Genomic DNA, 23,539 nt, shown 5'->3' with positions numbered 1-23,539 from the left:
ATGAAACTCACCGGACGCACCGTACTCGTCACCGGCGGCTCCGCCGGCATCGGCCGCGCCTTCGCCCTCAAGTTCGTCGAGCTCGGCAACGAGGTCATCGTGACCGGCCGGCGCCGGGCGGCGCTCGACGAGCTGAAGGCGAAGCACCCGAAGCTGCACGTCATCCAGAGCGACGCCGCGGATCCCGCTCAGATCGCGGCGCTCGCGTCCCGGGTGAAGGAGGAATTCCCCAAGCTAGACGTCCTCATGAACAACGCCGGCGTCCTCCTCTACAAGAACCTCAGGGCCCCGGCGGCGGACCTCGCCGGTCTGACCTCGGAGATGGACATCAACGTGGGCGGCGTGATCCGCACGACCTCCGCGTTCATCGGCCTCCTCACGGCCAACAAGGGCGCCGTGATCAACGTCTCCTCCGGGCTCGCCTTCGTTCCTCTGCCGGCCGCGCCGATCTACAGCGCGACCAAGGCCGCGATCCACTCCTACACCCAGTCGCTCCGTTTCCAGCTGGAGGAAGCCGGCGTGGAGGTCGTCGAGATCATGCCGCCGGGGGTCAGGACCGACATGACCGCGGCGATGGCCGACGGCGAGGGCGTCTCCTTGATGACGACCGACGAGCTGGTGAAGCGCTCCTTCGCCGCACTCGAGGCCGGCGAGCTCGAGATCCGGCCCGGACAGGCGAATCAGCTCGCGTTCATGCGCCGGCTCGCCCCGGGCTTCATCAACGGACGGCTCTGGGCGGCGTCCAAAAAATTGGTGCCGGCGAGCGAGGCCTGACCATGAGCTCGAAAACCATGCTCGCCGCCGCGGCCCTCGCCTTGGGGGCCGTCCTGCCTGCCGCCGCGCAGACCCCGGGCTTCGCGCCCGACAAGGCCTGCGTGTCCTGGAAGACGCGCAAGCGCCTCTTCCTCTTCAAGAAGCTCGAGCCGGCCGGCCTTAGCTGCGCCGTCAAGGTCGAGGCCGTGCCGGAGAAGGGCGCCCGCCGCCTGCGCGTCGCCGTGCCCGTCGCCTCCTTCGACAGCGGCGAGCCGGCGCGGGACAAGCACGTGCTCGAGATCCTGAAGGCTTCCGTCCAGCCCGAGCTCGTGTTCCTCTCGAAGCCCTACGGCGCCAAGGAGTGGGCGGACCTGCGCGAGGGCCGCGCGGCCGCGATCGAGGGCGATCTTCGGATCGGCGGCGCGGACTACCCCGTCGCGCTGTCGGCGGCCGTCGGGGACGGCGCCGCGTTCGGCACGGTGAAGACGCGCTTCGACGCGTTCAATATCCCGGCGCCGGCCGTGGCCGGCGGCCTCGTCGCGAAGGTCGCCGACGAGCTCGAGCTGGGCTACCGGATACCGCTCGCGGAGGTGCCGAGATGAACTCGCTCGCCGAGCTTCTGTCGACCTATCACGGGGCGGAGATCGCCGGCGCGCTGTCGGCGGCCTGCTTCGCCGTCGCGTGGCACCTGATCCACCGCGGCCCGCGGCAGTCGAGAATCTGGTGAGAAACGGCGGGCCAGGGGCTTTTTTTAGGAGGCCGGATCAGTCTTCGGCCGCGAACGGCTTCTTCACCAGCTTCCCGCCTTCCTTGGACAGGGCCTCGACCTTCGTCTTCGCGTCTTCGAGCCGCTTCGAGAGGTCCTTGGCGAGCACGACGCCCTTCTCGAACAGCGCGAGGGACTCGTCGAGCCCCTTGTCGCCCGCCTCGAGCTCGCGCACCAGTTCCTCGAGCGACTCCAGCGACTTCTCGAACGTCTCCGCCTTGGATTCCTTGGCCACTAGGACACCTCGCAATCGATCTCGCCTTCCGACAGGCGCACGCTCACCGGATCGCCCTTCTTCACCTGCTTCGGGCTCGTCAAAATCTTTCCTTTGCTCGTCGCGATCGCGTAGCCGCGCGCGAGGACGTTCAGCGGGCTGATCGCGTCGAGCCGTCCCGCGGCGGCGCCGAGGCGCAGGCCCAGAGTCTCCAGCCTCCGCCGCAGCGCCTCCGGGAGGCGCATCGACAGGTCGTCGACGCGCTGCACCCGCTGCTCCCACAGGCGGCGCGGGTCCTTCAGGAACGGGTGCGCGGCCGCGTACAGCAGGCGCCGGCTCAGGGCGTCCAGCGTGTCGGTGAGCTCCAGCGCCATCGCGTCGACGAGCTCCGCGACGCGGTCCATGATCGCGCTCTTCTCGGGGACGGCCAGCTCCGCCGCGGCCGAAGGCGTCGGCGCGCGCAGGTCGGCGACGAAGTCGGCGATCGTCGTGTCGGTCTCGTGGCCGACGCAGGAGATGACCGGGATGTCCGACGCGGCGATCGCGCGGGCGACGGGCTCCTCGTTGAACGCCCATAGGTCCTCGATCGAGCCGCCGCCGCGGCCGACGAGGAGGACGTCGGTGTCGGTGGCGAGCTCGTTGAAGCCGCGTATCGCGTCCGAGATCTCGGCCGCGGCGCCGGGGCCCTGCACCTTCACGGGCCAGACCCGGATCTCGAGGCCCGGCCAGCGGCGGGAAAGGACGTGGATCATGTCCCGGACAGCGGCCCCCTGTCCCGAGGTGACCAGGCCGACCGATCTCGGAAAAGGAGGGAGGGCTTTTTTTCTTGACGCGTCGAAGAGGCCCTCGGCCATGAGCTTGGCCTTGAGCTGTTCGAGCGCCAGCTGCAGCGCGCCCTTCTCGCGGGGCTCGGCGGCGGAGATGATGAACTGCAGCTCGCCGCGGGCCTCGTAGGAGGTGACGCGTCCGCGGGCGAGTATTTTGAGGCCGTCTTGGAGCTTGAACTTGACCCCGAACGACGAGCCCTTGAACAGAACGGCGCGCACCTGCGCCTTGTCGTCCTTGAGGCTGAGATAGGTGTGCCCGGAGGGGTACGCCTTGCAGTTGGAGACCTCGCCCTCGACCCACAGCTCGGGGAACGAGGCCTCGAGGAGCTCGTGGACCTGGGCGTTGAGCTCGGAGATCGTGAAGACGCGGCGGGTCGGCTCCACCGCTACTCCGCGCGCGGGTGCAGGTAGACGGAGAGCGCCGTCGCGGCGACGATCCAGCCCGCGAAGTAGGCGGTCAGGCTCTGGCTCGGCAGCGGCGCGGCGGGCCCGCCGAGCCAGGCGATCGCGGCGGCGGTGAGCAGGGCGCCGACCTTCTCCACGATCGAGCGGGGGCCGAGCTGGAGGACGAGGAAGGTCGCCAGCCCGCCGGCGAGCAGGCACGCGGGCGTGCTGCGGTCGGAGAACACGGCGAGGGTGAACCCGGCGATCAAGGTCCCGACGAGCGCTCGCTTCATGCGGCGATTATAACACTTCGAATATGGTCCGAGGCCGCGCGCCCCCTTGCGGAATTCCTCCCAGGAGCTACACTAATGACGCGATGAGCGAATGGCGGGAGCAGCGAGCGGGATCGGCGCCCTGGGACTGGGACGGCATCAAGCTGAAGGCGCTGATCGGCGTCGGCTTCGTCGCCGCCGTCGCGGCGTGGATGATGTTCGCCCGCCCGGAAGACGAGGCGGCCTCCTCGCGCGGCTTCAACATGGGCGCCGTGGGCGGCTCGCCCGCCGCGGCGACCGGCCGTCCGTTCGAGTCGCGCCCGAAGACGAGCCTCGACATGGTCAGCGCCAAGATCGGAGACGGCCCCGCCGGCGTGACCTCCAGCCTCTACCGCCAAACCCCTCCGTCCGACGCTTCCGTCAGCCCCGCGGCGGCGGCGAGCCCTCCCGTGACCCCCGCCGCGGCGGCGAGTCAGGGCCGACCCGACGCGCCGACGCCGCCGGCGGCGCCGGATGCCGCGGGAGATGCCGCCGCCATGACGGCGGCAGGCATACCCACCGACGCCAGGGGCCTGAGCGACCTCGGCGCGAAGGAGGGCATGCTCTCGGCGCTGGCCGCGAAGATGCTCGACCACCCGAAGATACTGGCCGCGGTGTTCAACAACAAGAGGGTCGTGGACGCCTTCATGAGCAGGCCCCGGGCCAAGGAGAACTGCGAGAGCGGGGGCGCCCTCAAGAATTACCTCTCCGACCCCAACAGCGGCGGGATGAACAAGGTCTTCCCCGTGATCCAGCAGGCGCTGGGACGGCCCGACAACGCCTCGGCCCTCGTGTCGGCGCTCGCGGGGACCGAGATGGTCAAGCGCCTCAGCGCCTGCCCTTCGCTGAAGGAGCTCTCCAGCGACTCGACCGCGATCACGAGCATCGCGATGGCCAATCCCAAGGCCCTCGGGCTCGTGATGGACCCGCGCGGGGCGGCCGCCCTGGCCGCCAACCCGCAGGCGACCGCCGCGCTCGCCTCGGTGACGTCGAAGATCGCCGGCGCGAAGTAGCGACGGATCGAGAGCGGGCGCCGCGGCCGGACGGCTTAATTCCCGGCGAGGCGAGCCGCGAGCTCGTTGACGGCCTTCAGGTCGAGCTTGCCGGTGCCGAGCAGGGGGATCTGCTCGACCTTGTAGAACGAGGACTTCGCTGGGAGCCAAAGGTTCGGCACCCCGGCCGCGCGCATCTTCGCCAGCAGGGCCTCGACGTCGCCGTCCCAGCCCGCGTACAGGACGACGAGCTTCTCGCCGCGCTTCTCGTCCTTGACGCCCGTGACGACGAAGGTCATGTCGGCCAGGCCCGCGGCCTGCTGTAGCTTCTCCTCGACGGCGGTGTGCGAGACCATCTCGCCGGCGAGCTTGGAGAAGCGCGACAGGCGGCCGGTGATCGAGATGAACCCGTCGCGGTCGATCGTGCCCAGGTCGCCGGTGACGTACCAGCCGTCCTGGAGCACCTCGGCCGTCTTCTCCGGCTGGCCGAGGTAGCCCTTCATGACGTGGGGCCCCTTGACCATCAGCATGCCGACCTCGCCGTCGGGGACGGGCTTGCCGGTCTTGAGGTCCACCGCCTTGACCGCGGTGCCGGGCAAGGCGCGGCCGACGGAGCCGGGCTTGGAGCCCTTCTGGCCGCCCGCGTCCGGCGTGCCGGCGGAGGCGACGGGGGACAGCTCGGTCGCGCCGTAGCCCTCGTAGGGGCGCACGCCGAACTTCGCCGCGAACTCGTCGGCGACGGTGTCGCGCAACTTCTCGGCGCCGGCGATCACGAGGCGCAGCCCCTCGAACGCCTCGGCCGGGATCTTCTGCGAGTAGCGCTGCAGGAAGGCGGGGGTGGCGAGCAGCAAGGTGGGCTTGAACCTCGCCGCGAGCTTGCCGATCGCCTCGGCCTGCATCGGATGGACGTGATAGGCGGCGGACATTCCCGAGACCAGCGGCATCCACAGCGTCACCGTGAAGCCGAAGGAATGGAAGAAGGGCAGGACGCCGAGCATCGCGTCGCGCTCGGCCCACGGCAGGATCTCGCGCACCATCTCCACGTTGGCCAGGACGTTCTTATGAGTCAGCACGACGCCCTTGGGCAAGGCGCTCGAGCCGCTGGTGAACAGGATGGTCGCGGTGTCGTCGAGGTTCCTCGACGCCTTGCCGAGGAACAGTTTCTCCGCCATCGACGAGGGGAGGACCTTGAGCAGGAGATACAGCGCGGTCTTCTTCCACTGGGGGATGGTCGGAGCTATGTCCTCGAGATAGATGATCGTCTTGTCCGCCGGGAGCTCGAAGCCGCGCTCGGTCTTCAACGCCTCGAGGAACTTGCGCGAGGTCACGACGTCGGTGATCTCCGCGCTCTTGAGGGCGTGCTCGACGGCCTCGCGGCTGGCGGTATAGTTGAGGTTGACGGGAACGCGCCCGACGGAGGCGAGCGCCAGGTTCGCCAGAGACCCGCCGGCCGACGGGGGCAGGAGCACGGCGGCGTTGGGGCGGCTCTCGAGCTTCGCGTCGAGGGCTCGCCCGAGCAGCAGCGCGCCGGTCAGCGCCTTGCCGTAGGTCAGGTCCGCGCCCATCGAGTCGGCGATCGCGGGCTTGCCGAAGGAGCGCATCGCGGAGGCGAAGAACTCGCGCGCCAGCGGGCGGCGGCGGGAGGCGACGCGGTCTCCCATCGCGGCGGCTCCGAGCTCGGTCACGGCCAGGCGCGCGGCCTGGGCGGTCGGCTCGGCCAGGGCCGGGCCGAAGCGCACCGACACCGGGCGCGGCAGCTCCTTGAGCCGGCTCCACAGCGAGGGCCCCTTCTGCATCGAGAACGCGGAGCCCCACAGGCCGTCGAGGTAGGCGGGGATCACCGGCGCGGGGGCTTTCTCGACGATCCGCTCGAAGCCGCGGCGGAAGCCGATCATGTTGCCGGTCAAGGTGAGCTGGCCCTCGGGGAAGATCACCACGCTCTGACCCGCGCGGATCGCCTGGCGCGCCGCCTCGAGGGAGGCCTCGATCCGGGCCGGGCCGTCCTTCGACGAGACCGGGATCGCGCCCAGCGCGCCGAGGAGGCGGGGCATCTTGTCGAAGATCGAGCGCTTCATCATGAAGCGCATCGGCCGGTCCGCCGCGAAGGAGATCAGGATGGCGTCCACGTAGGAGATATGATTGGGGACGATCACCGCCGGCCCGGCGGGGAGGTTCTCGAGGCCGGAGATCGAGGTCTTATACAGCAGGCGAACGAAAGGCCGGACGGCGAGGCGCAGGAGGCCGTAGCGGCGGAAGAACAGCGGGCGGTCGGCGGGCGCGGACGCGGCGGGAACGAAGGACGGCCCGGGCGTCTCGCCGGCGGAGGGCGCGGACAGCGAGGACGGGAGCGAGAAGGCGCCGGCGACGGCGTCGGACCCCGGCTTGCGGATGACGGAGGCGTCGAAGGACGCGCCGACGGCGGCCTTGGCCGAGGCGGCGGGCGCCTTCGGGTCGGGGAGAGCGGCGGCCGCGGCGCGGACGGCCTGGAGAGCCGGAGCGGGGATCGGAGCGGCGGCGGCCAGCGATGGAACGCTTAGGGCGGGCGCGGCGAGCGCCGGAACGGAGAGGGAGGGCGCGGCGACCGGAACCGAGAGGGAAGGCGCGGTTTGAAGGGACGGCAGGCGCACGACCCCGGCGAAGCTCGTCACCGGCACGACGATCAAGAGAAGAATCCGATGGATCATGGGGACCTATTTTAATCTTAACCGCCGTCGGGAACCTAGGGCTGAAAGACCTAAAATGACAAGGTCTTATGCCCCTTGGAGGGGACGGGCGGCCTCCTTATAATAAGGTCATGCTTCGAGCCCTGCTGGCGGCGCTGATCCTCGCGTCGCCGCTGAAAGCCCAGGTCGTCTCCCTCAAGGCCTCGGTCCCCGCGCTCACGGGAGCCCCCGGCGTCGTGTCCTTCCGGGCTCCCGCGCTCGGCCCGTCCTTGTCGGCGTCCGCGCTCGCGCCGGGCCTGACGCCGTCCCTGGCGGCGCTCGCTCCCGCTCTGGTCCCCGTCTTGGCCGCGCCCGCCGTGCCGCTCGCCGCCGTGCCGGCCGCCGCCGTCCCCGTCCAGGGCGCGAAAGCCATCACGCCTCTTCGTTCGGCGGTGAAGACCTTCGGCGAGGGCCTGAGCGCGATCCCCGCCGCCCTGACCGGCTTATTCGACGGCGCGGCCGCCGTCGGCGAGCCCGCCGGTCCCGCCGCGGCCGCCGCGGCCCCGGTCCGCGCGCTTTCGTCCATCAAGGAGCTCAAGATGGGCTCCTACAACGTCCTCAACCTCTTCGAGAACGTCGGTAAGCACGTGCCGGATCCGGCGAACCCCGGCAAGCTCAAGAAGATCTCCGACGCCAGGCCCAAGGAGGAGTGGTCCCTGCGCGAGCAGGGCAAGGTCATCCTCGAGAACGACCTCGACGTCGTGACCCTCGAGGAGGTCGAGAACATCGCCGCCTTGCGCGACTTCAACGAGCGCTTCCTTAACGGCAAATACGACGTGCATCTCATCGAGGGCAACGACGAGCGCGGCATCGACGTGGCCTTCCTCGTGAAGAAGGACCTTCCCTTCCTGGTCGAGCAGCGCTCTCACAAGGACGAGACCTGGGTCGACCCCGTGCTCGGCGGCGGCCCGAGAACCTTGTTCTCCCGCGACCTGACCTCCCTCGTCGTGCGCGCCCCGGGCAAGGCCCAGCCTTTGTTCGTCCTGTTTGGCACCCACTACAAGTCCAAGCGCGACCGCGACGGCGGCGATCCCGAGTCTCGGATCCTGCGGGGCGCGCAGGTCCGGCGCACGGCCGAGATCATCGCGCGCTACCGCGCCGAGTTCGGCGCGGACGTCCCGGTCATGCTCGCCGGCGACTTCAACGGCGAGGTGGGCAAGGAGGCCGAGTTCCGGCCGCTGTTCGAGGCCGCGGGCCTCGTCGACAGCTTCGACGCCGCCCCGAACCCCCCGTCGGAGAAGGACCGCATCACCCACACCTTCCACCCCAAGGGCGGGGCGACGCACTACGGTCAGATGGACGCCATCCTCGTCTCGAAAGCCCTGCGCGGCGCGGTCAAGAAGGCCGAAGCCTACCGCTACAAGAACGCGGACGGGAGCGTGCGCGCCATCCCCGCGACCTACGAGGAGCGCTCCCGCAACCCCTCCGACCATTTCCCCGTGATCGTGACGCTCGACTTCGTCCCGCTCCGCCTGCGCGCGAAATAGCGTCCGGATGAACCGGACTCGCGGGCGCGAGTCCGGGAACTATCCTTGAGGATAGCCGACCGGACTGTTTCCGGAAACAGTCCGGCGCACCGGCGCGGCGTCAGCCGCGGAGGGACTTCAAGCGCTCGGCGATGCGCTTCTCGTCGCCTTGGTCGGTCGGTTCATAAAAACGGACCGGGTTGGGCATGTACTCCTGCGCCGTCCAATGGCCGGGGAAATCGTGAGGATATTTATAGCCCTGGCCGTGGCCGCGCTCCTTGGCGTCCATGTTGGCGTCGCGAAGGGGTAAAGGGACTTCCCGGGAGGGACCCTCGCGGACCTCGGCGGAGGCCTTGTCGACGGCGAGATAGGCGGCGTTGCTTTTGGGCGCCGACGCGACGAAGGTCACCGCCTGCGCGAGCGTTATCCGCGCCTCGGGCATGCCCAGGACCTCGACGGCGCGGAACGCCGCTTCTGCCACGAGCAACGCGCGGAAGTCAGCGTTCCCGACGTCCTCGGACGCGGCGATCAATATCCTCCGCGCGATGAACCGGGGCTCTTCGCCCGCCTCGAGCATCTTGGCCATCCAATAGAGGGCGGCGTCGGGGTCCGTTCCGCGGATGGACTTGATGAAGGCGGAGATGTGATCGTAATGGTCGTCGGATTTCTTGTCGTATCGAATCTGCCGTTTTTGGATGGATTCTTCGGCCACCGCAAGAGTCACCCGTCGTTCGCCGTTGCCGTCAGCCGCCGTCGTCAGCGCGGCGATCTCCAGTGCGTTCAATAGCCGCCGCGCGTCCCCGCCGGACTGCCGTACCAGGTGAGCCCGGGCCTCGGGCGTCATGATGACCCGTAGTGACGAGACGCCCCTGTCGTCGTCGTTCAAGGCGTTGTCGAGGATCTTTTCCAGCTCGGACTCCGGCACCGGCATGAACTCGAACGCCGTGACGCGAGATCTCAACGCGGCGTTGACGTAAAACCCCGGATTTTCCGTCGTCATGCCGATCAAGAGCACGTCCCCGCGCTCGACCGACGGCAGCAGCGCGTCCTGCTGCGTCTTGTTGAAGTGGTGTATCTCGTCGACGAGCAATAAAGTCCTTCTGCCGAGGGTCGCCGAATATTTGGCCTGTTCCACGGCCTTCCTGATGTCCGCCACTCCCGCCGTGACCGCGTTGAGCTCGACGACTTCCGCGTTGGACTGCCCCGCGATGTATCTCGCCAAGGCGGTCTTCCCGCAGCCCGGAGGCCCGAAGAAGATCGCCGAGGTGAAGCGCTTGCTCTCCACGAGACGCCGGAGAAGCTTACCCGGCCCGAGAAGCGCGTTCTGCCCCGCGAACTCGTCCAGGCTCCGCGGCGCCATCCGCGCCGCCAGCGGGAGAGCCCCGGCGCCCGCGGCGAAGAGCTCGCTCATCCGTTCGTGTCGGAGCCGGCCTGGAGCGACTCGCGCAGGGACTGCGACAGGGACTCGGCCTTGTTCTCGAGCAGGCGCCTCGTCAGGTCGTGCGCCTGGCGCTCCTTGTCGAGCTCGGCCGCGAAGGACAGCGCGACGAGCAGGGCGATCTTCGAGGTGTCGGCCACGTTGGTGTTGTGGCTCTGCATCTGGACCACGCGCTCGGACACCTTCTGCGCCAGCGCGTTGATCTCGATGGGCGTCCAGCCCTCCATCTCGACGACGAGCCGGCGCGTGCCGATCTGGACCTCGACTTTCTCGTTCATCCGATCCTCTCGAGCTTGTCGGTCAGGCGCGTCAGGCGGGTCTTCAGCCGCTCATGGCGGGCGAGCGTCAGGCGCGCCTCCTTGAGCTCCTCCCTCAAGGCCTTGTTCTCCGTCTCGAGCCGCCGGAGGACGTCCTTGAACTGGCGGTTCTCGGAGCCGAGCTTCTGGAGGGACTCGGAGGCCTGCTTGACCAGGACCTCGAGCTGCTTGAGACTCTGGAGAGGCCCCTGCACGGTCAGCCCCGCAGGCTCGCGCCGAGCTCCTTGGCGAGCGCGGCGACGATCGTCTCGACGGCCTTGGCGACCTCGGGGTCGGTCAGGGTGCGGTCGAAGCGCCCGAAGGTCAGGCGGATCGCGAGGCTCTTCTTATCCTCGGGGATGTTCTTGCCTTCGTACACGTCGAAGAGCAGGACGCTCTGGAGCTCGGGAACGCGGCAGTCCCGGATGACGGCCTCGAGGCGCGCGTACGGCACGGCCTTGTCGAGGACGAGGGCCAGGTCGCGGCGCGAGCTGGGGAGCGTCGAGAACTCCTCGAAGCGGTCCTGCGCGGCTTCGCGTCCGGCGAGCCAGTCGAGGTTCGCGTCGAAGACGACCGCGCCCTCGCGCTCGAGGTCGTGGGCGCGGGCCACGCGCGGGTGCAGCCAGCCGACGGTCGCCACGGGGGCGCCGTTGATCGTCGCGCGCAAGGAATTGGTCGGGTGGAAGAGCGGGTCGGAAGGCGTTCTGCCGGCGCCGGGTTCGGAAAGCTTCGCCCACGCGATCGGCCCGGCTTTTTCCAGGAGATCCTCGACGATCGCCTTCCCGTCGTAAAAAGACGCGCGGGGCGCCCGCGCCGTCTGCCAACGCGCGTCAAGCACCGGCCCCAGCAATATCCCCGCGACGCGCCAGGTCTCGTCGACCTCCTTGCCGCGGATCGCGTACGACTTTCCGACTTCGAAGAAACGCACCGCATCGGCACCGCGGCTGAGGTTGTGCTGGGCATTCTTCAGCAGGCCCGGGAGGAGAGATGACCGCATCACGGCCCAATCCTCGGACAGAGGCTGCGCGACGCGCGGCTGCCCCTCCGCCGTCAGGCGGCAAGCCAAGAGCGTTTTCTCGGACACGAGGTCGTAGTTATACGCTTCCCATAGTCCGAGTCCCGCTAATCTCGTTCGCACGCGGCGCGATTCCGTCTCGACCGGCGTGAGCCGCGCCGCGCGCGCCGCCATCGGCGCCATTCGGTAAGGAATGTTGTCGTACCCGAGGAACCGCCCCACCTCTTCCGCGAGGTCGTTCGCCGTCAAAAGGTCATGCCGCCAGGAAGGTGCGGTATACGTGAACTCCACGCCGTTGCCGTTGACGTCGCCGATCGCCCCGAGCGCCTGCAAGACGGCGAGATCGGCAAAATCCGCCCCCAACACCGCATTGATCTTCCCCACGCTCGCCTGAATCGGCTGACGTCTCGGCCGTGGAGCCGCCACCTCGAAGGGCTTGGCCGCGGAACCGCCCGCGATCTGTAATATCAACGCCGCCGCCCGATCCGCCGCCGCGCGCGGCGCCTCCGGGTCGGTCCCGCGTTCGAAGCGATAAGAGGAATCGGACCGTAAGCGTGTCTTTTGCGACGATCTCCGCGCTTCGGCGGGATTGAAAAAAGCGCCCTCGAGAATGATCCGTTTCGTGGCCGTCGTGACCGCGGAGTCCTCTCCGCCCATGACCCCGGCCAGCGCGACGGGCTTCTCCCCGTCGGCGATCACGAGCAGTCCCGCCGGAAGGTCATAGACGCGATGATCCAGCGCCAAGAGCTTTTCCCCGGCCTTCGACCGGCGCACGATGATCTTCGATCCGGTCAGTTTATCCGCGTCGAACGCATGAAGCGGCTGACCGATGTCGTGCAGGACGTAGTTCGTGACGTCGACCACGCTGTTGATCGGCCGGAGGCCGATCGACTCGAGCTTCGTTTTCAGCCACGCCGGGCTTTCGCCCACGGTGACGCCCTCGATGAGGCGCCCGCCGTAGAACGGGCACGCCTCGCCGTCCTCGACCGTCACGGGGAACGAGGGCTTGGCGCTTTCCAGCATGCCCCCGCCGAGAGGCTTCAATTCCTTGTGGAAGTAGGCGGCGAGCTCGCGCGCGAGGCCGCGGTGGGACAGGCAGTCGGGGCGGTTCGTCGTGACCTCGACCTCGAGGATGTCGTCCGCCGGGCCCAGGAGGGAGCCCACGTCGGAGCCGAGCGCCGGGCCCTCGCCCATGACCCAGATCCCGTCGACGTCCTTCGGCAGCCCCAGCTCGGCGCGGGAGCAGATCATGCCCTGGCTCTCGACGCCGCGCAGCTTGCGGCCCTCGATCTTGAAATTGCCCGGAAGCACGGCGCCGGGGCGCGCGTAGGCCACGGTCTGTCCCGCGTCCACGTTCGGGGCGCCGCACACGACCGTCCGCTTCGTCGCGCCGTCGTCGACGACGCAGACGGAGAGCTTGTCGGCGTTGGGGTGCTTCTCCTTCGACACGACCTTGCCGACGACGACGCCGGTGAAGGTCGGCCCCAGGCGCTCGTGGCCCGCGACCTCGAAGCCGATCTTGAGCAGATGGCCCGCGAGCTCCGTCGCGGAGAGCTCGAGAGGGAGATGCTCCTTGAGCCAGTTATAGGAGACTTTCATCGAATTGCTTCAAGAATCGGAGGTCGTTCGTGTAGAAATGACGCAGGTCGCGCACCCCGTGCAGGAGCATCGCCACGCGCTCGACGCCGATGCCGAACGCGAAGCCCGACCACTTCTTCTCGTCGTAGCCGACGGCCTTGAGCACGGCGGGGTTGACCACGCCCGCGCCGAGGATCTCGATCCAGCCGGTGTGCTTGCACGCGGGGCAGCCGGTGCCGGGGCAGAAGAAGCATTTGACGTCGACTTCCGTGGAGGGCTCGGTGAACGGGAAATAGGAGGGGCGGAAGCGCGTCTTCGTCGAGGCGCCGAGAAGCTTCTGCAGGAAGGCCTGCAGATGCCCCTTCAGGTCGGCGAGGCCGATGCCCTCGTCGATGACGAGGCCCTCGACCTGGCCGAAAACGGCCGAGTGGGTCGCGTCGAGCTGCTCGTGGCGGAAGACCCGGCCCGGGCAGACCACGCGCAGCGGCGGGCGCTGGCTCTCCATCGTGCGCACCTGCACCGGCGAGGTGTGGGTGCGCAGGAGCAGCGGCAGGTCCTGCAGGTAGAACGTGTCCTGGCTGTCGCGCGCGGGATGGTTCTCCGGTATGTTGAGCGCGGTGAAGTTGTGGCGCTCGTCCTCGACGTGCGGCCCTTCCGCCCAGGAGTAGCCCATGAGCTGGAAGATGCGCGCGATCTCGTGGAGCGTCGTCGTCAGCGGATGCAGGCGCCCCTTCGGCGGGCGGATCGCCGGCAAAGTGAGGTCGATCGCGTCTTTCTCCGGCGCCGCCGCGTCACTCTGGTCCTCGAGCGCGGCGCGGCGGGCTTCAATAACGGCGTCGAATGACGTCTTCAGCGCTTGGGCCTTGGGCCCCAGCTCGCGCTTGTCCTCGATCGACAGGTCCTTCAGGCTCTTGAGCAGCTCGGTGAGCTCGCCCTTCCTTCCCATAAATCGAACGCGGACCTCCTCGAGCTTGAGGAGGTCCGCGTTCTCGACTCCGGCTTCACGCAAGGCCGACTCGGCCCGGACGTAGGATTTCTCCCAGTCGGAACGAGTCATGGCCGGAGGTTTACGCGCCCTTGGTGAGGGCGATGATCTTGCCGAACGACGCGCCGTCGCGGATGGCCATCTCGGAGAGCATCTTGCGGTTGAGCGTGATGCCGGCCTTCTTCAGTCCGCTGATGAAGCGGCTGTAGGTCGTGTCGTGCTGGCGGCAGGCGGCGTTGATGCGCTCGATCCAGAGGGAGCGGAAGTCGCCCTTCTTGTCCTTGCGGCCGATGTACGACTCGGCGAGGGACGCCTCGACCTGCTGCTTGACCATCCGCCAGCGCGAGCGCTTGGCGGAGTAGTTGCCTTTCGCGAGCTTGAAATACTTCTTCTTGTGGGCGCGGGTGGTGACGCCGGATTTGATTCTCATGGTGGTCTATGCCTCAGCCGTACGGGAGGAACCGGCGCATCGTCTTCGCGTCGGTCGCGTTAAGGGTGGAAGATCCCTGCAGGAAGCGGCGGCGCTTTCCGCCGAGGGGGGCCATCAGGTGACGCTGTCCGGGATGCTCGTGCTTGAACTTCCCCGCGGCGTTGGTGCGGAAGCGCTTCTTGGCGCCGGAATGCGACTTCAACTTGGGCATACGAACCTCTACTTTTATTTGAGCGGCTAGTGCGGCTTCGGTATCAGCGTCATCACGAGGCGGTTTCGGTCAGGCATCGGAGCCTGCTCGACGGCCGCTTTGTCGACCAGCTTTTCCTGGATCGACATCAAAAGTTTGAACCCGAGGTCCCGGTGCTGCATCTCGCGCCCGCGGAAGACCACCGTGATGCGCACCTTGTCGTGCGCGTCGATGAACTCCTCGATCTGCCGGACCTTCACTTCTAAGTCATGCAGGCCGATGTTCGGCCTGAACCTCAGTTCCTTCAGGAGGCCGGCCTTCTGCTTCTTCCGGGACTCCCTTTCCTTCTTGTCCTGCTCGTACTTGTACTTCGAGTACGGTAAAACCTTGCAAACCGGGGGCTGCGCCGTCGCGGCGACCTCGACGAGGTCCAACCCGCGAGTCCGGGCCAAGGCCAGCGCCTCGGCGATCGGCTTGACTCCCACCTGCGTCCCGTCTGCGTCGATGAGCCGGACCATGGAGGCCCGGATCATGCCGTTTATCCGGGTGGTATCCCGGCTATCCTTAAAATTCCTGTTGTAATTATTAATGAGGCTTGATACTCCTAGTGGCTGGATAAGGCGAGGGGTAATCGTAGCAATTCCCCGACGGGGGCGTCAATCGGAGAATCAGACGGTCGCGTGTATGTCGATCGCGTCGTAGAGCACCTTCAGGGGCTCCACGGGTCTCCGTCCGCCGGGCACGCGGACGATGCCGAGATGCTTGAAAAGCATAACATCCGTATAGACATTCTTAAAATCACGGCCGGCGATCTTGGAGAGTTGGTTGATCGAGCGGGGGGAGTGTTTCTTGATGAGCCGCAGCAGATCCATGCGCTTGTCGGTGAAAGCGTTGAGCGCCGCTTCCCAGCCGGTGAAGAAGACGCCCTCGTCGCCCGGATACTTTTGACCGGTATGGGCCAGTTTGACCGACGCCAGGAACTTGGCGTCGGCCTCCTCTTCGGTCATGAATTTGACCTCAAAGATTCTCATGGGCGGCTTTGTCCTTTTTGAAGTCTTCAATCAGTTTCTTCCAGTCGACGAATTCGTAGGCGTATTCCACGCCTCGGATGTGCTTGTGATGGCCTTTCGGGTGATGGTTGTCGTAGAGAACGGCCGGGTTTGCGGCTCCGGCCGGTATGTACGCCAGTCGATAGCGGATTCCGTCGGGGCGATCGGGTGTTCGGGGAACATCCCAGATCACTCGTTGCTCGATGCTGCCGTCGGGATAATTGCGCTTGAACCTATGGAGGACCTCAACCATAGGTTATGGTGTAGTATGCCATAAGTAAGTGATTTCGTCAAGAGTCATCACTTACCATGCGATCGAGGGGGAGAAAAAGTTCCCTGGAGGGCCCTACTTATACAGGCGCTTGGACATCAGCTTGATGGTGTCGTCGTCTTCCCTTATCAATTCCACGCCGATGTCGGCGGCGACGCACTCGAAGACCGAGTCGCGGAAGGTGAAGACGAAGTGCTTCTTGCGCCCCGCGCCGTCGCGGGCCTCGAGCGCGCGCGCCCAGGACGAGTCCCTGATCTCGAAGGCGCCGTGCGGCTTGAGCCCCCGCTCCGCGAGCGGGTGCTTGGCCAGCGTCTTGGCGCGCGGTTCCCCGAACAAGGTCGCGGCGCACGCGGGGAAGGTCGCCACGACGGTCAGCTCGCGCCCCGCCACGTAGGACAGGATCACGGCGCCGTCCTTGGCCAGCACGATGGGCAGCGGGTCTCCCGGGTCGGGGGGCGGGGCGAGGTCGAGGGGGATGACCCGGTCTTGGCCGTCGATCTCGTACACGGGGTTCAGCGTCGCTGCGCCGGCTGACTGACGGTGCCGTCAGCCGCCTGTCTCCGTAAACAGTCGACGAGCCGAATCCGTTGTTCGTTCACGCGGGCATCTTCTCGCGGAAGGCCCGCGCGCCGGCCTCGGGCCCGCCGGGATGCATCAGCAGGCGTCCGCCGACGAGCCAAATCGAGTCGGCGCCGAAATCCGCCGCCATGGCGCCGGTGTTGTCGAGGTTCATGCCGCCGCCCGGAGCCGGGAAGATCGGCGCCAGGCCGCCCAACGGGGCGCGTCCTCTCTCGGCGATGGCGCGACATTCCTGCGGAGTGAAGCCGAACCGCCCTCCGGCGTTGGGGAAAACGGTGATGTCGGCCCCGGCCAGGCGCATCATGGTCCCGAGATACAGCGAGTGCTCGATGCCGTGGGAGCGCTCGGCGTAGAACGCCCCGGAATAAGCCGGGTGGGCCATGAACACGGCCTTGCGCCGGGAGGCCAAGGCGCGCGTCTGATCGAGGCCGACGATGGCGGGGCAGATGAGCACTCCTTTAAGCCCCAGGCCGAGAACGAAGCGGAGGCGGTCCTCCAGCTCTTCCTGCGGACCCGACAGATGCGGGAAGTACAGGCACTTCGTTCGAGAAACGGCTTCCGCGATCCGGCCGACGCGCGAACGGAAAACGGCATAGGTCGCATCGACGATGTTCTGATCGTCCTTGACGATGTCCCCGCCGCCGCGCGCGAAGGCGGCGGCGGCCTCGGCGAGCTCGACCTCGGTCGAGCCCATCGGCTTGAGCGCGGTCGCCAGCAGCGGACGGCCCTGGACGCCGAGGAGCTCTCGAAGCCCGGCGACGCCGTAGTTCGGCCCGGAGAACGCCGATAAGAAGGACTCGGGAAAACGGACGTCGACCAGGCGGACGCCCGGCCAGATGGACGCGTTGCCGAAGACCAGGTTGAGGAGCGCGCCGACGCGTCCGCCGGCGAGCGCCGCGGGGAAGTCGATCTCGACGCGCAAGCGCCCGTTCTCGACGGGCGTCAGGGCTCCGACGCGGCCGACGATCTCCTCGCGGATCCGCGACGGAAGAGGGAACTCGAAGGGGACCTCGACCGTCTCCTCGAAGGCGATCGCGCGCGCGGTCTTCTCGGCTTCGGCCGCGGGACCGGGGACTTCGTAGACGGCGATCAGGCGCTCGCTCACCGGGACATCATATCAACGAACGGCGTCGAAGAGCACCTTGGCGAAAAGGCCCGCGCAGACGAGGGCGACGACGGGTCGGATGAGGCCGGCTCCTTTCTTGACGCCGAGATGGGAGCCGACCCAATGGCCCGCGATCGAGAGGAGGCTCATCGAAAGGCCGATCTTCCAGTCGAGGCGGCCCGCCCAGATGAAGGCGCCGAGCGCGCCCAGGTTCGAGACGAGGTTGAGGATCTTCGCTCGCGCCGTGGCGCCGAGCAGGTCGTGGCGGCCCCAGCGGGCGAAGGCGATCGCGAAGAAGGTGCCCGTGCCGGGGCCGAAGAAACCGTCGTAGGCGCCGATGGGCGCGGCGACGAGAACGCCGCGGCGCCGGCGCTCGCCGGCGGAGAGACGGTGGCTGTCGTCGACGGAGCCGAAGTCCTTCTTGGACCAGACCAGCCAGGCCACGACCGGCAAGGCGGCGAGCAGCATGGGCCGGATCCAGGACGGGTCGACCAGGATGGCGGCGCGCGCGCCGAGCCAGGAGCCGATCGTCGAGGCCGCGATGACGGGGAGGAAATCCTTGATGGAGAACTTCAGCGCGTCGTGGTAGCGCCAGGTCGAGACGACGGTGCCCAGCGAGGAGGTGAGCTTGTTGGTGCCGAGCACGAGGGCGGGGTTGAGGCCGACGGCGAGATAGGCGGGCAAGGTGATCAGACCGCCGCCGCCGGCCAGCGCGTCGACGATGCCGGCGAAGAACACGCAGGCGCCCAGAAAGATCGTCGCGCCGAGGCCGAGGTCCATCAGCCATTCTCGTCAAATCGGCCGCGCCGGTCAAGGCGCTTCCTTACATTAATCATCTGGCGGGGACCTCGACGGGGCTGTTATATTGGGGCGGTGAGGCCCCTCTCCCTCCGAGTCCTCCTGCTCTTGGGCTTGGCCTGCGCCGCCCGCGCCGGCCAGGTCGAAGGTCCCGTATCCGGCCAGGCCGCCCCCGGCATGCAGACGGGCGCGATCGGATCCTCGTTGGGGGCGCCGGCTCCCGTCCGGATGAGCGCGCCGTCGTTGAACGCCTCGGGCGCGCCGAGCTTGGCGAACCTCCCGGCGCCGGCGCCGAACCTCGCCCGGCCCGCGGCGATCCGGCCCGCCGTCGTGCCGCCGGTCGCGTTAAGGCCGAGCGCCGCGCTCCCATCCTCGCCGGGCGCCGCCGCCGTGCCGGGCCGGCCGAAGGTCGTCGGCCGGACGGTCGGCTCCGCCGCGTCGACGTCGGATGACTCCCCCGACGCCGGACGGATGCTGTTCGACCAAGGCGCCGCCCGCGAGGGCGCGGCGCCCGAGGCCGTGCCCCGTCCGGCGGGCTTCGAACGGCGCGGCGCGGGCGTCAAGCTCGACCCCGGACTGCTGCCCGGTTCGGTCTATGCGCCCGAGATCATGCAGGCCGCGCGCGAGCACGGCCTCGTCTTCGAGGCCGACGCGGCCTCCTGGAGGCGCATGAAGCCGGGAGTCAAGCACAACTACGTGATCTTCGAGAACCCCGACGGGACGATCGGGATGACGGTCGGGCGCGTCGTCCCCGGCGACGCCAAGGAGATGGGCGTCAAGCACGCGGCGCTCGGCGGCGGCCGCCCGGTCTTGTTCGCCGGCGCGGTCCTCGTCGACCCGGCCACGGGACGGCCGCGGCTCGACTTCGACAGCGGGACCTATTCCCAGGTCGGTCTCGATACGCGGTGGAAGCCCAACATCAAGAACGCGCGGGCGCTCGCCGTGCACGCCGGCGCGATCCTGGGGACGCCGGTCGACGTCTTCGACCACGTCCGCGGCCGCCCGATCCGCTTCCGCGGCGTCGCCGACGGCTTCTTCGATCATAGCCCCACGAACGGCCCCGCCCGCCAGGCCGCCGACAAGCGCTCGCCGCTGCGCCAGATGCAGCGCTCCCTCGAGGCGCGCGGCGAGGGCGCGCTGTTCAAGCGGGCCGAGGAGATCTTCTACACCGACGGCCTGATGGGCTTGCCCAACCGGGCCTTCATCATGGAGAAGGCCGAGGAACTGCTGGCGGGCGTGAAGGAGCCGACGGTCGCCATGCTCGACATGAACAACTTCGGCGCGGTCAACGCCGGCCTCGCCGACGTGCACGGGCCCGTGGCGGGCAAGGAGCTGGGCGACCGCATGCTCGCCTCGGCGGGGCCGAAGATCGACGCGATCGCGAAGAGGGCCGGCGTGCGCGCCGCGCGGCTCGGCGGAGAGGAGATCGTCGCGTTCGGGTCGATGAACGACGTCATCGAGTTCGCCCGCCGGATGCGGAAGGCCTTCCCGCCGGAGAAGATCCTCGGCGACGTGAAGCTCGGCGACGACGGAGTCGGCCTCGCTCCGGGCGGGCCGGAGAGGCTGGCGATCGACGCCGCGATGACGCGCATGCGGCGCACCGGTCCGGTCGGCGACTTCACCTACGGCATCGCGCCCGAGGAAGGGCGCGGCTTCGAGGAGACGCTCAAGGCCGCCGACGGGGTGCTGAACAAGGCGAAGGCCGAGGGCCTGCGCGGGGAGGCCGTCGTCGAGGTCCCTGGGACGCTGACCTTCACGCGCCTGCGCGAGCTCTCGACGCTCGCCCACGACTTCGTCGAGCACGCGTCCGCGCCGCGGCAGGACCGGATCGCGGAGATCCGGGCGCTGAAGGAGAAGCTCACGCAGAAGGAGTACGCGGTGTTCCTCGAAGCCGTGTTCAAGGACCCCCTCACTTTGACGCGGACCGCCGAGTGGATCGACATGGCGCGGCCGCGGTGGGAGGCCGACTACGACGGGAAGGGCGCCGCGGCGATGATCTCGGCGCGCAACTTCAAGGCCGTCAACGACGTCCTCGGCCACGACGCGGGCGATCGCTACCTGAAGCGGCTCGGCGTGATCATGCGCGTCGAGGTCAACCGCCTGCGCAAGCTGGGCTACTCGGTCGAGGAGCCGGTGCGCGCCGGCGGCAAGGAGTTCCTGCTCGTCGGCAAGGACGCGGCCGAGGCCGCGAGGCTCGTTGAGAAGAAGTTCGCCGCGAAGCTCGCCGCCGGCCAAGTGCTGCCGACCGACCAGCTCGAGCGCCTGCGGGCGGAGGCGCCGGGCCGCGGCCTGGTCCCGGCGGCGCGCGCGGGCCGGCTCGGGACTTTGCGCGTGGTCGACGAGCCGTTCACGGGCGGCTTCCGGGACACCTTCGAGCGCCTGATCCTCAAGGTCGAGTCGGTCAAGGCCGGAGAGGAAGCCGGGTCTTAGCCGCGCCGGGGAAATTTCCTAAGTGGTCTGGGCCTACTGCGGCGCGTGGGGCGTGCTGTTCGGCGCCGTCGTGACCGTGCGCGTCGACGAGAAGCAGCCCGCCGCCCACAGCGCCCCGGACGCGAGCAGGCCGGGGAACATCGGCTCGACGCCCAGCGGGGGCGCTCCCTCGATCCGCGCGGCGACGACCCAGGACAGGGAGACGAGCCAGCCCGCGGCCGAGGACGCCGCGGCCCAGGCCCCGGGCACGCGGAGCGCCGGGAGATAGACGCCGAGCATCGGCAGCAGGAGGCCCGGGATCGCGGCGCTTCCGACCGCGTACCACAGCCCGACGATGGAGGGGACGAGGCGGGAGAGCGCGTACGACAGGAGCATGGTCAAGACCAGCCCCGCGCGCAGGCGGGCCTTGCCCAGACACGCGGCGGCGAGCATCGCCGTGCCCTGGAGCGCCGCGAAAAGCGAGGCGGAGACGCCCGCGATGAACAGGCCGCGCGCGACCGGTGGCATCACCGCGTCGGCGAGCAGGGGGAAGGCGAGCGTCGGGCTCCCCAGGGCGGGAAGGGCGGCGCGCGCGTACAGGCCCGCCGTCGTCGTCATGAGGTCGAACAAGGCCCAGAACGCGATCGAGATGAGGATGCCCTTGCGGGCGACGGCCGGGCTCTCCGCCGCGGCGCAGCGCTGGTGGAAGGACGGATCGACGATGGTCCACACCGCGATCAGCCACCAGCCGATCAGCTGCATGGCGCTCAATCCCCCGGTCCAGCTCAAGTGGCCGGCGGGAAGCTTCCGGGCCATGGCCAAGGGGCTCCCGACGGCATGCCATGCGAACGGAATGACCAGGGCGAAGCCCGCGAACATGACGACGAACTGCAGGCGGTTGGCGGCCGCGTCGGAGCGCAGGCCGCCGCGCCAGATCAGGGTCAGCGCGACGAGGGCCGCGACGAGGGACGCCGCGGCGACGGGCAGGCCCGTCATGTGCCCGAGCAGGGAGCCGGCCATCAGGAGCTCGTCGGCGGGGCTGGCGAGGATGAACACGAGCAAGGCGCCCATCAGCGCCATCGGCCGGCCGTAGGCCGACTCGAGATGGTCGGGGATGGTCAGGCCGGCGGTCGTCCGCACGCGCCCGGCGAGGAACGCCGCGTACAGGCCCGCGAACACGTAGTAGGGCAGGGCCATCACCGTCCAGTTCGACAGGCCGGCGCTCCAGGTGAACTCGCCGATGCCGAGCACGCCGCCGTAGAAGGTGGGCACGAGGGTGGCGACGAACACCGGCAAGGTCAAGGTCCGGCCGGCGAGGATCCAGCCCTCGAGGTCCTCGGAGCGGCGCGCGCGCGCGCCCAAGTAGAGGCACGCGAGAAGAAAGCCCGCGACGATCATCGCGTCGATCATGGTCTCACGGGACTCGCGCCGGCTAGTCCCTTAACGAACGACGGCGGCTGTTTCCGGAAACAGTCGGGATCCCCGCCCGGGTCCGAGGTCATTCAATGCTTCGTGCTGATCCGCCGCCGGGAGGCGGCGCGGCGCAGGGCCAGGGCGACCAAGGTCTCGACGAGCTTCTTCGTCGGCAGGCCCGTCTCGCGCCACAGCCGCGGGTACATGCTGGCCGGAGTGAAGCCGGGCAAGGTGTTCGGCTCGTTGAAGTAGACCGCGCCGGTCTTCTTGTGCACGAAGAAATCCACGCGGGCCAGGCCGTACAGGTCGAGGGCGCGGAACGCGGCCAGGGCCACCTCGCGCACGCGCGCGGAGACCCTCGCCGGCACCGCCGCGGGGATGACGAAGTTCGCGCCGTTCGGGTCGAGATACTTCGCCTTGTAGTCGTAGAACTCGGCGTTCGGCAGGATCTCGGCGCAGAGCGAGGCCTTGAGCTCGAAGCGGTCTCCTTTCGAGGCCCAGGGGTCGCCGAGCACGGCGGTCTCGACCTCGCGCGCGGGGATGCCCTTCTCGACGAGCGCCTTGTCGTCGAAGCGCAGCGCCTCGCGCAGCGCGGCGGCGACGCCGGAGGGCCCCTTGACCTTCACGACGCCGACGGATGAGCCCATGCGCGCGGGCTTGATGAAGACGGGAAAGCCGAAGCGGCGGGCGGCCGCGGCCGCCTCGCGCGGGGTCCGCGCGACGGCCCACGGCACCTGGGGCAGCCCGGCCGAGTGGGCGACGCGCTTGGTCGCCTCCTTGTCCATGCCGGCCGCCGAGCCCAGGACGCCGCAGCCGACGTAGGCGACGCCGGTCAGCTCGAGCAGGCCCTGCATCGTGCCGTCCTCGCCCATGGGGCCATGCAGCACGGGGAAGACGCAGTCGCGCCGCCCCAGCGAGGTGAGCAGCTTCCAAGGATCTTTTTTTATGCCGTTGCGCCGAAGGCGAAGAACCGAGGCTCCTCCGCGATGCAGCGAGCCCGGCGTCTCGGCCAGAAGGCGCTTGGGGGAGACCTCCACCCATCCGTTATCCGTCCCGATATGGATCAGTCTGACCTTGAAGCGTTTCGCGTCGAGGTTGGCGACGACGCACTGCGCCGATACGAGGGAGACCAGCCTTTCCGCCGATCTCCCGCCGCACAAGACGACCACGGTCGAGCGCTTCATCTCGCGGGGGAGGCCAGGGCCTTGGCGACCTTGCCCAGAAGGGCCGGGAAGTTCAGGGGCTTGAGCACGTAGTCGTCGGCGCCGGCGGCGAAGGCCTCGTCGATCTCCTTCGTCACGCTCGAGCCGGTGCACATCAGGACCTTCAGGCCCTTAGTCTTCGGGTTCTGGCGGATCAGCTGCACGACCTCGATGCCGCTCATGCCCGGCATGTTCCGGTCGACGATGGCGAGGTCGATGGCCTTGCGGCGCAGGATCTCGAGGGCCTCGGTCCCGCCGGCGGCGAGCTCGAACTCGTGGCCCTGGGCCAGGAGCACTTCCTTGATGAGATCCCGTATGTATTCCTCGTCGTCGACTATCAGCACGCGCGCCATGGGGGAATTATAG

Annotated in this window: 25 protein-coding genes; 5 read left to right on the top strand and 20 right to left on the bottom strand. The window is 68.6% G+C overall.

Annotated features, from left to right (window positions below; all coding sequences use genetic code 11):
• A complete protein-coding gene (locus HYV14_16855; protein MBI2387658.1) occupies positions 1 to 774 on the top strand; it encodes an SDR family NAD(P)-dependent oxidoreductase in 774 nt (257 codons plus the stop codon).
• Between the two features lie 2 nt (positions 775 to 776).
• Positions 777 to 1,355, top strand: coding sequence for a YceI family protein (locus tag HYV14_16850; protein MBI2387657.1), 579 nt, complete (start codon positions 777 to 779; stop codon positions 1,353 to 1,355).
• A gap of 162 nt (positions 1,356 to 1,517) precedes the next feature.
• Here the strand turns inward: HYV14_16850 and HYV14_16845 are convergent, their stop codons facing one another.
• From HYV14_16845 to HYV14_16835, 3 genes are read right to left on the bottom strand one after another with little or no spacing between them, the layout of a single operon-like run.
• Entirely contained in the window at positions 1,518 to 1,754 is a 237-nt protein-coding gene (locus HYV14_16845) for an exodeoxyribonuclease VII small subunit (protein ID MBI2387656.1), read from the bottom strand.
• Positions 1,754 to 2,944 carry an exodeoxyribonuclease VII large subunit gene (gene xseA, locus HYV14_16840; GenBank protein MBI2387655.1) on the bottom strand — a complete coding sequence of 397 codons (1,191 nt, stop codon included), beginning with the start codon at positions 2,942 to 2,944 and terminating at the stop codon, positions 1,754 to 1,756. Before xseA ends, HYV14_16845 begins: the two co-directional genes overlap by 1 nt.
• A gap of 2 nt (positions 2,945 to 2,946) precedes the next feature.
• A complete protein-coding gene (locus HYV14_16835) occupies positions 2,947 to 3,237 on the bottom strand; it encodes a hypothetical protein (protein ID MBI2387654.1) in 291 nt (96 codons plus the stop codon).
• Between the two features lie 83 nt (positions 3,238 to 3,320).
• Here HYV14_16835 and HYV14_16830 point away from each other — a divergent pair, with 83 nt between their 5' ends.
• On the top strand, positions 3,321 to 4,268 hold the full coding sequence (locus HYV14_16830) for a hypothetical protein (protein ID MBI2387653.1): 948 nt from the start codon (positions 3,321 to 3,323) through the stop codon (positions 4,266 to 4,268).
• A 35-nt stretch (positions 4,269 to 4,303) separates the two neighbouring features.
• On the opposite strand, the gene HYV14_16825 is transcribed toward HYV14_16830, so the two are convergent.
• Positions 4,304 to 6,931: an AMP-binding protein gene (locus tag HYV14_16825; GenBank protein MBI2387652.1), complete on the bottom strand. Its 2,628-nt coding sequence runs from the start codon at positions 6,929 to 6,931 to the stop codon at positions 4,304 to 4,306.
• A 110-nt stretch (positions 6,932 to 7,041) separates the two neighbouring features.
• On the opposite strand from HYV14_16825, the gene HYV14_16820 reads away from it, so the two are divergent.
• On the top strand, positions 7,042 to 8,436 hold the full coding sequence (locus HYV14_16820; GenBank protein ID MBI2387651.1) for a hypothetical protein: 1,395 nt from the start codon (positions 7,042 to 7,044) through the stop codon (positions 8,434 to 8,436).
• Between the two features lie 100 nt (positions 8,437 to 8,536).
• Here the strand turns inward: HYV14_16820 and HYV14_16815 are convergent, their stop codons facing one another.
• The 13 genes from HYV14_16815 to HYV14_16755 all read right to left on the bottom strand — a co-directional run bounded on the left by HYV14_16815 (position 8,537) and on the right by HYV14_16755 (position 18,131).
• The gene (locus HYV14_16815; GenBank protein ID MBI2387650.1) at positions 8,537 to 9,826 is read right to left on the bottom strand and encodes a replication-associated recombination protein A; all 1,290 of its coding nucleotides are present in this window, start codon (positions 9,824 to 9,826) and stop codon (positions 8,537 to 8,539) included.
• Positions 9,823 to 10,131 (bottom strand): cell division protein ZapA, encoded by a 309-nt coding sequence (locus HYV14_16810; protein MBI2387649.1) that lies wholly within the window; start codon positions 10,129 to 10,131, stop codon positions 9,823 to 9,825. Before HYV14_16810 ends, HYV14_16815 begins: the two co-directional genes overlap by 4 nt.
• A complete protein-coding gene (locus tag HYV14_16805) occupies positions 10,128 to 10,364 on the bottom strand; it encodes a hypothetical protein (GenBank protein MBI2387648.1) in 237 nt (78 codons plus the stop codon). Before HYV14_16805 ends, HYV14_16810 begins: the two co-directional genes overlap by 4 nt.
• Positions 10,365 to 10,366: 2 nt before the next feature.
• Entirely contained in the window at positions 10,367 to 12,763 is a 2,397-nt protein-coding gene (locus HYV14_16800; protein ID MBI2387647.1) for a phenylalanine--tRNA ligase subunit beta, read from the bottom strand.
• Positions 12,747 to 13,799, bottom strand: coding sequence for a phenylalanine--tRNA ligase subunit alpha (gene pheS, locus HYV14_16795; GenBank protein ID MBI2387646.1), 1,053 nt, complete (start codon positions 13,797 to 13,799; stop codon positions 12,747 to 12,749). The genes HYV14_16800 and pheS overlap by 17 nt, the downstream gene beginning before the upstream one ends.
• Before the next feature lie 10 nt (positions 13,800 to 13,809).
• Positions 13,810 to 14,157, bottom strand: coding sequence for a 50S ribosomal protein L20 (rplT, locus tag HYV14_16790; GenBank protein ID MBI2387645.1), 348 nt, complete (start codon positions 14,155 to 14,157; stop codon positions 13,810 to 13,812).
• A gap of 13 nt (positions 14,158 to 14,170) precedes the next feature.
• A complete protein-coding gene (gene rpmI / locus HYV14_16785) occupies positions 14,171 to 14,368 on the bottom strand; it encodes a 50S ribosomal protein L35 (GenBank protein ID MBI2387644.1) in 198 nt (65 codons plus the stop codon).
• A gap of 26 nt (positions 14,369 to 14,394) precedes the next feature.
• A complete protein-coding gene (locus HYV14_16780) occupies positions 14,395 to 14,880 on the bottom strand; it encodes a translation initiation factor IF-3 (protein MBI2387643.1) in 486 nt (161 codons plus the stop codon).
• Between the two features lie 135 nt (positions 14,881 to 15,015).
• The gene (locus HYV14_16775) at positions 15,016 to 15,354 is read right to left on the bottom strand and encodes a hypothetical protein (protein MBI2387642.1); all 339 of its coding nucleotides are present in this window, start codon (positions 15,352 to 15,354) and stop codon (positions 15,016 to 15,018) included.
• A 10-nt stretch (positions 15,355 to 15,364) separates the two neighbouring features.
• On the bottom strand, positions 15,365 to 15,649 hold the full coding sequence (locus tag HYV14_16770; GenBank protein ID MBI2387641.1) for a hypothetical protein: 285 nt from the start codon (positions 15,647 to 15,649) through the stop codon (positions 15,365 to 15,367).
• 93 nt (positions 15,650 to 15,742) lie between these two features.
• Positions 15,743 to 16,174 carry a hypothetical protein gene (locus HYV14_16765; protein ID MBI2387640.1) on the bottom strand — a complete coding sequence of 144 codons (432 nt, stop codon included), beginning with the start codon at positions 16,172 to 16,174 and terminating at the stop codon, positions 15,743 to 15,745.
• 88 nt (positions 16,175 to 16,262) lie between these two features.
• Positions 16,263 to 17,351, bottom strand: a complete 1,089-nt coding sequence (locus HYV14_16760) for a ribulose 1,5-bisphosphate carboxylase large subunit (protein ID MBI2387639.1) — start codon at positions 17,349 to 17,351, stop codon at positions 16,263 to 16,265.
• A 12-nt stretch (positions 17,352 to 17,363) separates the two neighbouring features.
• Positions 17,364 to 18,131, bottom strand: a complete 768-nt coding sequence (locus HYV14_16755) for a TSUP family transporter (GenBank protein MBI2387638.1) — start codon at positions 18,129 to 18,131, stop codon at positions 17,364 to 17,366.
• Positions 18,132 to 18,224: 93 nt separating this feature from the next.
• Between HYV14_16755 and HYV14_16750 the strand changes: the two genes are divergently transcribed.
• Complete coding sequence (locus HYV14_16750; protein MBI2387637.1) at positions 18,225 to 20,579, top strand: diguanylate cyclase; 2,355 nt, start codon at positions 18,225 to 18,227, stop codon at positions 20,577 to 20,579.
• A gap of 33 nt (positions 20,580 to 20,612) precedes the next feature.
• Here HYV14_16750 and HYV14_16745 read toward each other — a convergent pair whose 3' ends face one another.
• The 3 genes from HYV14_16745 to HYV14_16735 all read right to left on the bottom strand — a co-directional run bounded on the left by HYV14_16745 (position 20,613) and on the right by HYV14_16735 (position 23,526).
• Positions 20,613 to 21,968 carry a hypothetical protein gene (locus HYV14_16745; GenBank protein MBI2387636.1) on the bottom strand — a complete coding sequence of 452 codons (1,356 nt, stop codon included), beginning with the start codon at positions 21,966 to 21,968 and terminating at the stop codon, positions 20,613 to 20,615.
• Positions 21,969 to 22,060: 92 nt separating this feature from the next.
• On the bottom strand, positions 22,061 to 23,155 hold the full coding sequence (locus HYV14_16740; GenBank protein ID MBI2387635.1) for a D-alanine--D-alanine ligase: 1,095 nt from the start codon (positions 23,153 to 23,155) through the stop codon (positions 22,061 to 22,063).
• Complete coding sequence (locus tag HYV14_16735) at positions 23,152 to 23,526, bottom strand: response regulator (GenBank protein ID MBI2387634.1); 375 nt, start codon at positions 23,524 to 23,526, stop codon at positions 23,152 to 23,154. Before HYV14_16735 ends, HYV14_16740 begins: the two co-directional genes overlap by 4 nt.
• Positions 23,527 to 23,539: the final 13 nt, after the last annotated feature.

It is taken from the genome of Elusimicrobiota bacterium, assembly GCA_016182905.1.
Taxonomy (GTDB): domain Bacteria; phylum Elusimicrobiota; class Elusimicrobia; order UBA1565; family UBA9628; genus GWA2-66-18.
Note: the sequence above shows the minus strand (reverse complement) of the source record. Positions and strands in the feature narration are given on the sequence as shown.

What these genes read in the sequence shown, in the direction of transcription:
- HYV14_16855 (MBI2387658.1), top strand. Translation starts at nt 1, where the DNA reads ATGAAACTCACCGGACGCACCGTACTCGTCACCGGCGGCTCCGCCGGC.
- HYV14_16850 (MBI2387657.1), top strand. Translation starts at nt 777, where the DNA reads ATGAGCTCGAAAACCATGCTCGCCGCCGCGGCCCTCGCCTTGGGGGCC.
- HYV14_16835 (MBI2387654.1), bottom strand. Translation starts at nt 3,237, where the DNA reads ATGAAGCGAGCGCTCGTCGGGACCTTGATCGCCGGGTTCACCCTCGCC.
- HYV14_16830 (MBI2387653.1), top strand. Translation starts at nt 3,321, where the DNA reads ATGAGCGAATGGCGGGAGCAGCGAGCGGGATCGGCGCCCTGGGACTGG.
- HYV14_16825 (MBI2387652.1), bottom strand. Translation starts at nt 6,931, where the DNA reads ATGATCCATCGGATTCTTCTCTTGATCGTCGTGCCGGTGACGAGCTTC.
- HYV14_16820 (MBI2387651.1), top strand. Translation starts at nt 7,042, where the DNA reads ATGCTTCGAGCCCTGCTGGCGGCGCTGATCCTCGCGTCGCCGCTGAAA.
- HYV14_16815 (MBI2387650.1), bottom strand. Translation starts at nt 9,826, where the DNA reads ATGAGCGAGCTCTTCGCCGCGGGCGCCGGGGCTCTCCCGCTGGCGGCG.
- HYV14_16810 (MBI2387649.1), bottom strand. Translation starts at nt 10,131, where the DNA reads ATGAACGAGAAAGTCGAGGTCCAGATCGGCACGCGCCGGCTCGTCGTC.
- HYV14_16800 (MBI2387647.1), bottom strand. Translation starts at nt 12,763, where the DNA reads ATGAAAGTCTCCTATAACTGGCTCAAGGAGCATCTCCCTCTCGAGCTC.
- pheS (MBI2387646.1), bottom strand. Translation starts at nt 13,799, where the DNA reads ATGACTCGTTCCGACTGGGAGAAATCCTACGTCCGGGCCGAGTCGGCC.
- rplT (MBI2387645.1), bottom strand. Translation starts at nt 14,157, where the DNA reads ATGAGAATCAAATCCGGCGTCACCACCCGCGCCCACAAGAAGAAGTAT.
- rpmI (MBI2387644.1), bottom strand. Translation starts at nt 14,368, where the DNA reads ATGCCCAAGTTGAAGTCGCATTCCGGCGCCAAGAAGCGCTTCCGCACC.
- HYV14_16780 (MBI2387643.1), bottom strand. Translation starts at nt 14,880, where the DNA reads ATGATCCGGGCCTCCATGGTCCGGCTCATCGACGCAGACGGGACGCAG.
- HYV14_16775 (MBI2387642.1), bottom strand. Translation starts at nt 15,354, where the DNA reads ATGACCGAAGAGGAGGCCGACGCCAAGTTCCTGGCGTCGGTCAAACTG.
- HYV14_16770 (MBI2387641.1), bottom strand. Translation starts at nt 15,649, where the DNA reads ATGGTTGAGGTCCTCCATAGGTTCAAGCGCAATTATCCCGACGGCAGC.
- HYV14_16755 (MBI2387638.1), bottom strand. Translation starts at nt 18,131, where the DNA reads ATGGACCTCGGCCTCGGCGCGACGATCTTTCTGGGCGCCTGCGTGTTC.
- HYV14_16745 (MBI2387636.1), bottom strand. Translation starts at nt 21,968, where the DNA reads ATGATCGACGCGATGATCGTCGCGGGCTTTCTTCTCGCGTGCCTCTAC.
- HYV14_16740 (MBI2387635.1), bottom strand. Translation starts at nt 23,155, where the DNA reads ATGAAGCGCTCGACCGTGGTCGTCTTGTGCGGCGGGAGATCGGCGGAA.
- HYV14_16735 (MBI2387634.1), bottom strand. Translation starts at nt 23,526, where the DNA reads ATGGCGCGCGTGCTGATAGTCGACGACGAGGAATACATACGGGATCTC.